Raw genomic sequence first — 13018 nt, forward strand, 5'->3', positions numbered from 1 at the left:
AATTATATGGCACAAAAATACGGAAACTGAACGAGAATGAAAAGAAGAACTCATATATTTTTTAAATAAAAATCCTATTTATGCTCATTCATCAGCCTCAGGCAGATTTACACAACGAATAATGTATTTCATCTCAAACCCTCGACTCATAGCGAAACGAATCAGTTTCGCTTTCAGATCGTAGTCATCTTTTGCACGAATGGTCCTACGTTTTGATATCAATAAATGAGATAAGGTAGCCAAATATTCTTCTTCATCAATGTCGTTTAGATATTTCGAAGCCGTTTCTAAGGGTATTTTTTTTAAATACAGTGCTTGCGCTATTTTCACTTTACCCCATTTCGAAAAGCGGAGCTTATCATCTACAAAAGCCCGACAATAGCGTTCGCTATCAATATACTTTTCCGCCTCTAGTCGAGCCAATATGCGTTCTATTACATCAGCCTCCAATCCCCATTTTTTTAGTTTGTCATCGATCTCCGACCGACAATGCTCAGCTGCACTGCAATAGAAAGCCACACGGCCCAATGCTTCCTTTTCAGTTATCATACTCATCGGCTAGCTTTTACAATTCTGTCTTTCCCAAATAAATCCTTTATCACACACACATCTCGATAACCCAACTCTGTGAGCATAAAAGATGTCTCAATTCCATAAGCCTGATTAATCTCAAAATAAAGACTTCCTCCCAAAGACAAAAGACTCAGACCCAGTGAAGCAATACGTCGATAAAATAATAACGGATCGTCATCCATCACAAACAAAGCCATCTCTGGTTCCCAATTCAGTACATGAGCGTCCATCTCTTCTTTTTCGGCAATAGTAACATAGGGTGGGTTACTAACGATCACGTCATATCTTTCTTCATTTAAAATTTCAGTAAATACATCTTTATTGGAAAATGTCACTGAAGTTCCTAGGCAAACATTATTCCGTTCCGCAATTGCCAATGCTTCATCAGATACATCCCACGCCGAAACGGTAGCCAAGGGCAAATATTTTGCTATTGTGATAGCGATGCATCCTGTACCGGTACCTATATCTAAAACTCGTTTTACCGAAGGATTCTCTTTAATGATTAAATCAACCAATTCTTCCGTTTCGGGACGAGGAATTAAAACTCCGGGAGCAACTTCAAATTTGAAACCGAAGAAATCAGCATTTCCACGAATGTATTGAATCGGTTCATTATTACGCAAACGCCCCAGAATAGTTTCCAGATCTTTTTCTTTCTTTTGAGATAAATCAATATCTTTGCCAGAATAAAAGTCAATCGCATCCATGCCAAGAAGGTCTAGGCAAATAATTTTCGCAAGACTTTGCAACTCTGAAAGCGTATAAGAGCCTTGTAAAGATTGACGGATGTATAAAGATAGACGATTCATGTTTTTACAATTTTTATGTGCAAAAGTAATAATTTTACAGATACAAGCCTAAAAGATGGGAGAAGAAAAGTATATAAGGCGATGCATTCAGCTGGCAAAAAATGGCCACAGCCATACTTCGCCTAACCCAATGGTAGGAGCCGTTATCGTATGCGACGATAAAATAATAGGAGAAGGCTATCACGCTAAATGCGGCGGACCACATGCTGAAGTGAACGCTATTAATTCCGTAAAAGATCAATCGTTACTAAAACGATCGACGATATACGTCAGCTTAGAACCATGCTCTCATTATGGTAAAACCCCGCCTTGCGCTGACCTTATCATAAGCAAAGAAATACCAAGAGTCATTGTTGGTTGCCAAGATCCCTTTAAGGAAGTGGCCGGGCGTGGCATTAAAAGAATACGTGATGCAGGAAGAGAAGTCATCGTTGGGATTTTAGAAGATGAGTGTGCAAGCTTAATAAAGCCATTCATAACCTTTAATACACTCCGTAGACCATACATTACCCTTAAATGGGCTGAATCATCGGATGGGTATATAGATCTTTACCGAAACAGTGGCTCACCTGCCATTCTATCAACCGATTTAACCGCAATGTTAGTACACAAAAAAAGGGCAGAGTCCAATGCCATCATGGTGGGAACCCAAACAGCCCGTTTAGATAATCCTCTACTCACCGTACGGGATTGGCATGGTGCCAATCCAATGCGAGTAGTCATCGATCGCACTTTATCATTAAATAATTCGTTGCATATTTTTAACAACGGTATTCCTACCCTTGTCTTCACGGCAAAATACCGGTTTAAAGAGAATAGAACCGAGTATATCACCATTGACTTCAGCGCAAACATTCTGCCTCAAATTTTAACAGCTTTATACACTAGAAAAGTGCAATCTCTTTTTGTTGAGGGCGGAAGCATTCTACTTCAATCGTTCATCAATGAAGGTTTATGGGACGAAATTTATATAGAGAAAAGTACCAAGTCGTTGAAATCCGGAGTGAAATCTCCCCAGATAAAGGATAAAAAGAGCCATTCCGTCGAGAAACACTTTGGAGTTAACATTTACCATTATGCCAACGAAGAAGATCAATAGAGAGTCTCTAGAATAGAATTTCTATCGACAAAAACAGCATTATTATCTATAATTTTATATAAAACTTACCGACAACGTTCAATATAGAGAAAATTGTTCCTATTTTTGCAACTTGTAAATAAACAAAATTTCTCAAATGAAAATAAAGCTTGTATCAGTAATCGTAATGTCCTTACTAGTATCGCTCACTATTACTTCGTGTCTCAGCACAGGCAATGAAAAGATAGAATATAGTTCTGACGACACAATCAATGCTTTTGCCCTCAGCGCCGTAGGAGGGGTAAATTACGCTTTTACGATCGATCAAGCCAACAATAAAATACACAATATAAATTCTATACATTTGGTGGAAATTTCAGCTCATTTTATCAATCAAAAGAAGGTTTTGCATGGAACAAGAGTGAAAAGAAAGTTCTTTTTTCCTGGAGAGTTTAGCGAAAGAGAATTAATAGACTTAGCTTCTTAATAATATAATTAATCCGTTCGTCGTTTCAAAACAACCATATTGTACAATTTTACAAATGTAGAGAATGTAACAACTGAATAAAATGCCAAATAAAGAGCAAATAGATTTAAACCACATACCTCAGCACGTAGCTATCATAATGGATGGTAACGGAAGATGGGCCAAGCAGCATGGGCGAGAGCGTAGCTATGGGCATCAAGCCGGAGCGGAAACGGTGCATATCATAGCCGAAGAAGCTGCTCGAATAGGCATTAAATACCTCACGCTCTATACTTTCTCGACTGAGAACTGGAGCAGACCAACTGATGAGGTAGCTACATTGATGAGTCTACTTATTGATTCAATAGAGGAAGAGATATTCATGAAAAACAACATTAGCTTTCACATTATTGGCGACATAAATAAACTCCCGGAAGATGTACAGAAACGATTGTACGATTGTGTCAAGCATACATCCTCAAATACAGGAATGTGTCTCGTATTGGCTCTTAGTTACTCATCACGTTGGGAAATAACAAACGCAGTACGCAATATCGCATTACAAGTTCAGAGAGGAGAGATATCATCCGAAAAAATAGACAGCGATTGTGTCTCAGCACATTTAGTTACTAGTTTCATGCCTGACCCCGATTTATTGATCCGTACCGGAGGTGAAGTCCGACTAAGTAATTACCTACTATGGCAATGTGCTTATTCCGAACTATATTTTTGTGAGACCTTTTGGCCAGATTTTAAGGAGGATGAATTTCAAAAAGCAATTTGTGATTATCAAAAAAGAGAACGCCGCTTCGGCAAAACTAGCGAGCAGGTTAGCTAATTATTAGAACTTATAACCAAAACACATAATTTAAATGTATTATCGTATTTCTGCCATATTCATAACATTTATAAGCCTATTTAGCTTGGCTACTTCGGGCATTGCACAGAATGTAACTACTACAGATGAATCATCAAAGCCTGTTATCCTATACTCAGGTACGCCTAAGAAATACGAGATAGGCGGAATAAAAGTCTCTGGAGTGAAGAACTATGAGGACTATGTCCTAATCGGATTATCGGGACTCTCAATAGGCCAAACCATCACAATTCCGGGAGATGAAATAACACAGGCAATCAAACGTTATTGGAAACATGGCCTTTTTTCTAATGCCTCCATTACCGCAGAGAAAATAGAAGGAAGTAAAATATTCCTAAAAATAAATCTAACCCAACGCCCTCGTATTTCAGATATACGTTATAATGGGGTTAAGAAGTCTGAAAGAGAAGATTTGGAAACAAAGCTTGGTCTTGTAAAAGGCAGCCAAATCACGCCAAACTTAACAGACCGTGCCAAAACGCTTATAAAAAGATATTTTGATGACAAAGGTTTTAAGAATGCAGACGTAGTCATAGCACAGAAAGATGATACAGCCAATGAAAACCAAGTCATAGTATATGTCAATATCGACAAAAAAGAAAAAATAAAAATTCATAAAATCACCATTGTAGGCAATAAAGCGATCAAGACTGCAAAGCTTAAAAAAGTGATGAAGAAGACGAATGAAAAAGGAAAGATTATGAATCTGTTCCGCACTAAGAAATTCGTAAATGAGAACTATGCAGCCGACAAACAACTTATTATAGACAAATATAACGAACTAGGATATCGTGATGCACGTATTGTCGTGGATAGCGTATCTCCATACAATGAAAAGACTGTAAATGTATTCTTGAAATTGGAAGAAGGTGATAAATATTATCTTCGGAAGATTGACTGGGTAGGAAACACATTATATCCCTCGGAACAATTGAGCTACTTGCTGCGAATGAAAAAAGGTGATGTGTACAATCAGAAATTACTTAACGAACGTATATCCTCGGATGATGATGCCATTGGCAACTTATATTATAATAACGGATACTTGTTCTATAACCTTGATCCGGTTGAAGTAAATATAGATAATGACTCAATTGACCTTGAAATGAGAATATACGAAGGGCGTCAGGCAAGCATTAGCAAAGTGAAGATAAATGGCAACGACCGTGTTTATGAAAATGTAATACGTAGAGAGCTTCGTACCCGTCCAGGCCAATTATTTAGTAAAGAGGATTTAATGCGCTCTATGCGCGAGCTTCAACAGATGGGACATTTTGACCCAGAAAACATAAAACCAGATGTTCAGCCAAATCAGGAAAATGGTACGGTAGACATCGCATTCGACCTCGTGTCAAAAGCTAATGATCAAGTAGAATTCTCAGCTGGTTGGGGGCAAACAGGAGTAATAGGTAAATTGAGTTTAAAGTTTACCAACTTCTCTTTACCTAATTTATTACGCCCGGGAGAAAACTATCGTGGAATTCTGCCACAAGGAGATGGGCAAACTCTTACTATTAGCGGACAAACCAACGCCAAATATTATCAATCATATAGCATTTCTTTCTTGGACCCTTGGTTTGGCGGTAAACGTCCGAATTCATTCTCTGTATCTGCTTTCTACTCAAAGCAATCAAATGTAAGTAACAGTTACTATGGCTCAAGCTACCAAACTAACAACTATAACAATGGCTATGGTAGTAGCTACTCGAACTATTCCGATCCCAGCAAATATATCCAGATGTTTGGACTTTCTTTAGGGTGGGGAAAACGATTGAATTGGCCGGACGACTATTTCACTCTTTCGGCTGAGCTTTCTTATCAAAGATATATCTTGAAAGATTGGAGCTATTTTCCAGTGACAGATGGGAAATGTAATAATATAAGTTTGAACCTTACATTAGCGAGAAGCTCTACTGATAACCCTCTATATCCTCGTCAAGGATCGGATTTCTCATTATCGGTGCAGGTAACCCCTCCTTACTCACTGTTCGATGGCGTCAACTACAATTCATACAATTTAAGTAATCAAGATGATGTGAACAAAATGCATAGATGGGTAGAGTATCATAAATGGAAGTTGAAATCAAAGACTTACACAGCGTTTACGTCAGGAGCTAAAACTCCAGTTCTTATGACTCGTGCAGATTTTGGGCTCTTAGGACATTTCAATAGCCACAAAAGATCTCCATTCGAAACATTCGACATGGGAGGAGACGGTATGACTGGTTACTCTAGCTATGCCACCGAAAGTGTCGGTCTTCGTGGTTATGAGAACAGCTCTTTAACCCCTTATGGCAAGGAAGGATATGCATATACTCGCTTAGGATTGGAATTACGATACCCTTTAATGCTTGAGACTAGTACAAGTATCTATGCTCTTACCTTCCTTGAAGCTGGTAACGCATGGCATGATATTAAAAACTTCAATCCGCTTGAATTGAAACGTTCGGCCGGAGTAGGTGTCCGCATCTTCTTACCAATGATCGGTATGATGGGTATTGACTGGGCTTATGGCTTCGACAAAGTATTTGGATCGAAACAATATGGTGGAAGTCAATTCCATTTTATCTTAGGACAAGAATTCTAATTGTTTCATAAAAAACTAAGCGCAATGAAAAAATCGGTTCTATTAATTATTTTGTTACTTGCCTCAGGCATAACAGCAAGCGCACAAAAATTCGCCTTGATAGATATGGAGTATATCCTGAAAAATATCCCGGCTTACGAAAGTGCAAACGAACAATTGAATCAAACTTCCACTAAATGGCAAAGTGAAGTGGAAGCCTCAACAAAAGAAGCTCAAGCGATGTATAAAAAGTATCAATCGGAAGCAAAATCTCTCTCAGAAGAACAAAGAACAAAAAGAGAGGAAACGATTGTAGCTAAAGAAAAAATAATAGCTGAGTTGAAACGAAAATATTTTGGACAGGATGGTGAGCTTTTTAAGCAAAGAGAGAGCTTTATTAAGCCTATACAAGATCAAATTTATAATGCAGTGAAAGAAATAGCTGAATTAAAAGGATACTCAGTAGTTCTAGATAGAGCTTCTGCTACAAGTATAATCTTTGCCTCTCCACGCATTGATATTAGCAATGAAATATTAGCGAAATTAGGATATTCAAATTAATTTCATACATTTGCATCCAAGAATACAAAAAATAATCATTAAAACAAATAATTTAATTATGCTTAAAAAAATTGCACTCGCAATTATGTTCATCCTTCCGATGGGCGTATCTGCACAAACTCTTAAATTTGGGCACGTTGTATCCAACGAGATCATTACGGCTATGCCGGAATTTGCAAAAGCTCAAGCCGATCTACAGGCATTAGAGAAGAAATACACAGAGGAAATTCAGAGAACAAGCGAAGAGTTCAACAAAAAGTATCAGGAATATCAACAAGCAGTGCAGAAAGACTCTCTGCCTCAAAATATTGCTGAAAGAAGACAAAAAGAACTGCAGGATATGATGCAAAGAAGCGAGCAATTTCAACAAGAAGCTCAGCAAAACATGCAAAAAGCTCAAACAGATTTGATGGCACCTATCTCTAAAAAAGTAGATGAAGCTATTAAAGCAGTAGGTGAAGCTGAAGGCTTAACTTATATTTTCGATCTTGCAAGAACAGCTATTCCCTACGTTAATGAAAAGACTAGTATTAATGTAACTTCTCTTGTAAAAGCGAAACTTGGTTTGAAATAATATCCTCAAAAACACAAAACGCGGATAACGCGGATAGAGCGAAAATTCGTTCTATCCGCGTTTTTTTACATGCTTTTAAACTTAAAAACGATGAAGCAGGATTTACCTACAATTCCGGGACCTATCGGAGTCTTTGACTCAGGTTACGGAGGATTAACTATTTTGAAGCAAATCAGAGAGACTCTTCCTGAATATGATTACATTTATTTGGGAGATAATGCTCGTACTCCTTACGGTACTCGATCATTTGAAGTGGTATACGAGTTTACCCGCCAAGCTGTAGAAAAGCTATTTGAAATGGGATGTCACCTCGTCATATTAGCTTGCAACACAGCGTCGGCAAAGGCTCTTAGAAGTATACAAATAAACGATTTGCCTTGTTCAGACCCAGCAAGAAGGGTATTGGGCGTTATTCGTCCAACAGTAGAGTGTATTGGAGAGATAACTAAGAGTCGGCATGTCGGAGTACTTGCCACAACTGGTACAATTAAATCAGATTCTTATCCACTTGAGATACACAAGCTATTTCCTGATATTACAGTAAGTGGAGAAGCTTCTCCAATGTGGGTACCATTAGTAGAGAACAATGAAGCAGAGAGTGCAGGTGCAGACTACTTCATAAGAAAAAGCATAGACCAACTCATTAGCAAGGATTCTCTAATTGACACGGTTATTCTAGGTTGTACGCACTACCCCTTGCTCCTTTCTAAAATAGAACAATACATGCCTGAAGGGATAAAGATTGTGACCCAAGGAAACTATGTAGCCAGCAGCCTGAAAAATTATCTCCAACGACATCCTGAGATAGATGAAAAATGCACAAAATGCAAAAGCACCATCTTTTGCACAACTGAGGCGGAAGATAAATTCTCTGAATCAGCATCGATCTTCTTAAATGAAAACATTTCCGTACAAAGAATATCACTGGAATAATGATTCACATAACATTATACAGAGTTGTTTGTTATACTAATAATAAATAACCTATTAATAAACAGGCACCATGGAAGCAAAAGAAAACACTATTCTAACAGAGATTTACTCAGGAACACCTTGGGAAGCAGAATTAATTAAAGGCTTACTAGAGAGTAATGGAATAGAGTCCGTTCTGAAAGATGGAATAATGGGAACACTAGCACCTTATCTTAGCACTGAGGTTGCTATTCTTGTTAACGAAAAAGATTACGAGTTGAGTATGCAAATTATTAGAGAGAGAGATAATGAAGATGATGCATAGAATGAAGAGAATGGAGTCAAATTTCTATTATCGAATATTCGTATCACTAATATCAAACTAACTCATAATCTAACTACTACAAAAGAGGAAATCTCTTTTGTAGACCCTCTTGAAATGTTCAACAGAGTGCTTCTTATGAGACAAAAGGACAGTGCAGTTACGTTAACTGTACCGTCCTTTTCAGTTGAAAGACGGTTTCTCTTTATTCATCAGATTAATTATATAAAACTAAATTAGCATAAGAAGAGATGCTTCTCTCCCATCGTAAACCGGAAGACGTATATTTACCTCCATGAACCTGCCTTCTCATTCATCATTTAAACATCAGTTCTTCCCAAAATGAGTTCAGCACTTACCACCAATTGGAATATTTTCTTTACTAGAAATGGCATTTAAAGATGTTTATCGAAACATCTTACTTACAGTTTCGTTAAAATGGCTATATTTGTAGTTCAAATCGTAATAAAATGGGACAACAGTTTACACGAATTGCTGTAAAGGTAGGTAGTAACGTTCTGACCAGAGCTGATGGCACACTGGATGTAACACGCATGTCTGCTCTAACCGACCAGATAGCTGAACTTCATAAATCCGGAGTAGAAGTAATCCTCATCTCTTCAGGCGCAGTAGCTTCTGGACGTAGTGAAATACATACATTAAAAAAGCTGGATAGCGTAAATCAACGACAACTCTTTTCGGCCGTCGGACAAGCGAAACTCATTAATCGCTACTATGAGCTTTTTCGCGAACATGGCATTGCTGTAGGACAGGTACTGACTACAAAAGAAAACTTCGGCACGCGCAGGCACTATCTTAACCAAAAGAATTGCATGATGGTAATGCTCGAAAATGGAGTGATTCCAATAGTCAACGAAAATGATACAATTTCCGTTAGCGAGCTAATGTTTACCGACAATGATGAACTATCAGGCCTCATCGCATCTATGATGGATGCGCAAGCACTTATTATTCTAAGCAATATTGATGGTATATACAATGGCTCACCTGCAGATCCCGCTTCAACAATTATCCGCGAAGTAGGACAGCGGAAAGATCTATCAAGCTACATACAAGCTTCCAAATCTAGCTTTGGCCGCGGAGGGATGCTGACCAAAACCAACATTGCCCGCAAGGTAGCTGACGAAGGAATCTGCGTAATTATTGCCAATGGCAAACGAGATAACATCCTAGTAGACCTACTGCGACACCCTGCAGAGACTCTCTGTACTCGTTTCATCCCATCACCTCAGCCTGTATCGAGTATAAAGAAATGGATTGCGCACAGCGAAGGTTTTGCCAAAGGAGAAATACACATAAACCAACAAGCTACAGAAGTACTCAGTGCAGACAAAGCAGTGAGTATCCTACCTGTAGGTATCACACACATAGAAGGTGAATTCGAGAAAGATGATATAGTGCGTATCATCGACTATTCGGGCAATCCCGTAGGGGTAGGAAAAGCTAATTGTGACTCCGCCCAAGCACGCGAAGTAATAGGGAAACACGGTAAGAAAGCTGTTGTGCACTACGACTATTTATATATAGAATAAAGCAAATTGCATCATGAAACAATTAAAAGAAACTTTTGTCGCTGTACAAACAGCAAGTCGCAAGTTGGCCTTGCTAAGCGATGAACAAATAAATCATATATTGCTCGCTGTAGCTGATGCTGCTGTCGAACAAACTCCTTTCATTCTTGCAGAGAATGAAAAAGATTTAGCACGCATGGAGACTACAAATCCAAAGTACGACCGACTGAAGCTTACTTCGGAAAGAATCAAAGACATCGCTGCCGACATGAGGAGCGTAGCATCCCTCCCCTCTCCATTAGGTAGAGTACTGAAAGAAAGCATTCGCCCCAACGGCATGAGACTAAAGAAAATTAGCGTTCCTTTTGGCGTCATTGGCATCATCTATGAAGCTCGCCCAAATGTTAGCTTCGATGTATTTTCCCTCTGCCTAAAAAGCGGCAACGCATGTCTGTTAAAGGGAGGAAGCGATGCAGACTACTCCAATAGAGCTATCATAAACATTATCCACTCCGTGCTCAAAAGCTTCGAAGTAGATACACATATGGTAGAACTTCTCCCAGCTGATAGAGAGGCTACAACAGAATTACTTCACGCTGTGGGTTACGTCGATCTTCTCATTCCGAGAGGCAGTAGCAGCCTCATTAACTTTGTTCGACTAAACGCCTCCATCCCTGTAATCGAAACAGGTGCAGGCATCTGCCATACTTATTTTGATGAAGATGGAGATTGCGCAAAAGGCTCTGCCATTATCAACAACGCCAAAACCCGTCGGGTAAGCGTATGTAACACTCTGGATTGTGTCATCATTCACCAGAAACGGCTCAGCGACTTACCCTTGCTTTGCGAAAAGTTGCAAGAGCACAATGTGATTATCTATGCCGATAAAGAAGCTCACCAAACCTTGCAAAACAACTACCCGGAAAAGTTATTGAAACCAGCCACAACAGAAAGCTTCGGCACCGAATTTCTTTCGTATGCCATGGCCATTAAGACAGTCGGAACTTTCGAGGAAGCTTTGGACCACATACATGCCTACAGCTCCAAGCATAGCGAATGCATTGTTACAGAAAATAAGGCTCATGCAGATTTATTCGTTAAAGTGGTAGATGCTGCTTGCGTATATACTAATGTATCAACGGCATTTACCGATGGCGCACAATTCGGTCTAGGAGCCGAAATAGGGATTAGTACACAAAAGCTACATGCCCGGGGCCCCATGGGGTTGGAAGAGATTACCTCTTACAAATGGATTATCGAAGGAGACGGTCAAATCAGACAATAAAATGAGTGACATTAAATAACCCGCAAAAATAGACAGTAATGAAGAATTTTACCTGTGTACAAGATCTAGGCGATTTAAAACCTGCTTTAGATGAAGCATTTGAAATAAAGAAAGATCGATTTAAATATGTAGAGCTAGGTCGCAACAAAACCTTGATGATGATATTTTTCAACTCAAGTCTGCGCACACGTCTAAGTACCCAAAAGGCTGCAATTAATCTGGGAATGAACGTGATGGTGCTAGATATCACGCAAGGTGCCTGGAAGTTAGAAACTGAGCGAGGTGTTATTATGGACGGAGACAAGCCCGAACATTTGCTAGAGGCAATTCCAGTAATGGGCTGTTATTGCGATATAATCGGCGTTCGTTCTTTTGCCCGCTTTGAAGATCGTGATTATGATTATAATGAGGTAATCATCAATCAATTCATACAGCATTCAGGACGCTCGGTATTCTCTATGGAAGCTGCAACACGCCATCCACTTCAGAGTTTTGCCGATCTCATTACGATTGAAGAATACAAAAAAACAGCTCGCCCTAAAGTCGTTATGACATGGGCACCACATCCACGCCCACTGCCACAAGCTGTGCCCAATTCATTTGCCGAATGGATGAATGCTACTGATTATGATTTCGTCATTACTCATCCTGAGGGATATGACCTAGCCCCCGAATTCGTAGGTAACGCCCATGTAGAATATGATCAAATGAAAGCTTTTGAGGGTGCCGATTTTATCTATGCAAAGAATTGGGCAGCCTACTCTGGCGATAACTACGGAGTAGTATTAAGCAGAGATCGCGAATGGACAGTTAGCAACCGACAAATGGCCGTGACTAACAATGCTTACTTCATGCATTGTCTTCCTGTAAGAAGGAACATGATTGTAACTGACAGTGTCATTGAAAGCCCGCAGTCCATCGTTATTCCAGAAGCTGCCAACCGCGAGATATCAGCCACTGTGGTATTGAAAAGAATGCTGGAAGAACTAAAGTAAATCGATAACAAAAAACACTCATAGCACAAGCTAAAGGACCTGTACTATGAGTGTTTTCTATTCCAATAATCTATTTTCACTCCTTCTTTCCAGCTCTTTGCCAAGCAGCAAATCCGCCATTAAGTTCATACACAGTGTATCCTTCTTCAGCGAGGATGGATGCTGCCTGCTTACTCCGATGGCCACTGTGACAATAAATAGCAACAGGAACCTCTTTATTCAATAATGAATCGGCTAATGAAACAAAAGAAGAGTCAAACACATTAATATTGATTGACTTCGCTATGTGATCTTCCGAATACTCTGCAGCTGTGCGCACATCAAGCCGCTGCACATGCTCATCTTTAATCAACGATTCGAATTCAGCCGTAGAAAGTGAAGTATAATTTTTAGGTTGCTGACAACCAAATAAAGACGATAATAGAAACATAATACTTGTAAATAAAAGGTTCATTGTCTAAATTA

At 39.2% G+C, this 13018-nt stretch carries 14 protein-coding genes; 11 read left to right on the plus strand and 3 right to left on the minus strand.

The window, feature by feature from the left end:
• Nucleotides 1–84: 84 nt before the first annotated feature.
• Nucleotides 85–555 (minus strand): regulatory protein RecX, encoded by a 471-nt coding sequence (locus BQ5338_RS13485; RefSeq protein WP_071147337.1) that lies wholly within the window; start codon nucleotides 553–555, stop codon nucleotides 85–87.
• Nucleotides 552–1385 carry a peptide chain release factor N(5)-glutamine methyltransferase gene (prmC, locus tag BQ5338_RS13490; protein ID WP_071147338.1) on the minus strand — a complete coding sequence of 278 codons (834 nt, stop codon included), beginning with the start codon at nucleotides 1383–1385 and terminating at the stop codon, nucleotides 552–554. The genes BQ5338_RS13485 and prmC overlap by 4 nt, the downstream gene beginning before the upstream one ends.
• A gap of 55 nt (nucleotides 1386–1440) precedes the next feature.
• On the opposite strand from prmC, the gene ribD reads away from it, so the two are divergent.
• The 11 genes from ribD to BQ5338_RS13545 all read left to right on the plus strand — a co-directional run bounded on the left by ribD (nucleotide 1441) and on the right by BQ5338_RS13545 (nucleotide 12553).
• Complete coding sequence (gene ribD, locus BQ5338_RS13495; RefSeq protein ID WP_071147339.1) at nucleotides 1441–2484, plus strand: bifunctional diaminohydroxyphosphoribosylaminopyrimidine deaminase/5-amino-6-(5-phosphoribosylamino)uracil reductase RibD; 1044 nt, start codon at nucleotides 1441–1443, stop codon at nucleotides 2482–2484.
• Nucleotides 2485–2620: 136 nt separating this feature from the next.
• Complete coding sequence (locus BQ5338_RS13500) at nucleotides 2621–2950, plus strand: hypothetical protein (protein ID WP_071147340.1); 330 nt, start codon at nucleotides 2621–2623, stop codon at nucleotides 2948–2950.
• 82 nt (nucleotides 2951–3032) lie between these two features.
• Nucleotides 3033–3767: an isoprenyl transferase gene (locus BQ5338_RS13505; protein ID WP_071147341.1), complete on the plus strand. Its 735-nt coding sequence runs from the start codon at nucleotides 3033–3035 to the stop codon at nucleotides 3765–3767.
• Between the two features lie 34 nt (nucleotides 3768–3801).
• A complete protein-coding gene (bamA, locus tag BQ5338_RS13510) occupies nucleotides 3802–6393 on the plus strand; it encodes an outer membrane protein assembly factor BamA (protein ID WP_071147342.1) in 2592 nt (863 codons plus the stop codon).
• 24 nt (nucleotides 6394–6417) lie between these two features.
• Nucleotides 6418–6933 (plus strand): OmpH/Skp family outer membrane protein, encoded by a 516-nt coding sequence (locus tag BQ5338_RS13515; protein ID WP_071147343.1) that lies wholly within the window; start codon nucleotides 6418–6420, stop codon nucleotides 6931–6933.
• A gap of 58 nt (nucleotides 6934–6991) precedes the next feature.
• Entirely contained in the window at nucleotides 6992–7507 is a 516-nt protein-coding gene (locus BQ5338_RS13520) for an OmpH/Skp family outer membrane protein (protein ID WP_071147344.1), read from the plus strand.
• Between the two features lie 90 nt (nucleotides 7508–7597).
• A complete protein-coding gene (murI, locus tag BQ5338_RS13525; protein ID WP_071147345.1) occupies nucleotides 7598–8440 on the plus strand; it encodes a glutamate racemase in 843 nt (280 codons plus the stop codon).
• Between the two features lie 70 nt (nucleotides 8441–8510).
• Nucleotides 8511–8744 (plus strand): DUF2007-related protein, encoded by a 234-nt coding sequence (locus BQ5338_RS13530; protein ID WP_071147346.1) that lies wholly within the window; start codon nucleotides 8511–8513, stop codon nucleotides 8742–8744.
• Nucleotides 8745–9211: 467 nt separating this feature from the next.
• Nucleotides 9212–10294: a glutamate 5-kinase gene (gene proB / locus BQ5338_RS13535; protein ID WP_071147347.1), complete on the plus strand. Its 1083-nt coding sequence runs from the start codon at nucleotides 9212–9214 to the stop codon at nucleotides 10292–10294.
• A 13-nt stretch (nucleotides 10295–10307) separates the two neighbouring features.
• Complete coding sequence (locus BQ5338_RS13540; RefSeq protein ID WP_071147348.1) at nucleotides 10308–11558, plus strand: glutamate-5-semialdehyde dehydrogenase; 1251 nt, start codon at nucleotides 10308–10310, stop codon at nucleotides 11556–11558.
• 38 nt (nucleotides 11559–11596) lie between these two features.
• The gene (locus BQ5338_RS13545; RefSeq protein ID WP_071147349.1) at nucleotides 11597–12553 is read left to right on the plus strand and encodes a Rossmann-fold NAD(P)-binding domain-containing protein; all 957 of its coding nucleotides are present in this window, start codon (nucleotides 11597–11599) and stop codon (nucleotides 12551–12553) included.
• Nucleotides 12554–12629: 76 nt separating this feature from the next.
• On the opposite strand, the gene BQ5338_RS13550 is transcribed toward BQ5338_RS13545, so the two are convergent.
• Nucleotides 12630–13007 (minus strand): rhodanese-like domain-containing protein, encoded by a 378-nt coding sequence (locus tag BQ5338_RS13550; RefSeq protein ID WP_071147350.1) that lies wholly within the window; start codon nucleotides 13005–13007, stop codon nucleotides 12630–12632.
• Nucleotides 13008–13018: the final 11 nt, after the last annotated feature.

The sequence above is a fragment of the Bacteroides ihuae genome (assembly GCF_900104585.1).
Classification (GTDB): domain Bacteria; phylum Bacteroidota; class Bacteroidia; order Bacteroidales; family Bacteroidaceae; genus Bacteroides; species Bacteroides ihuae.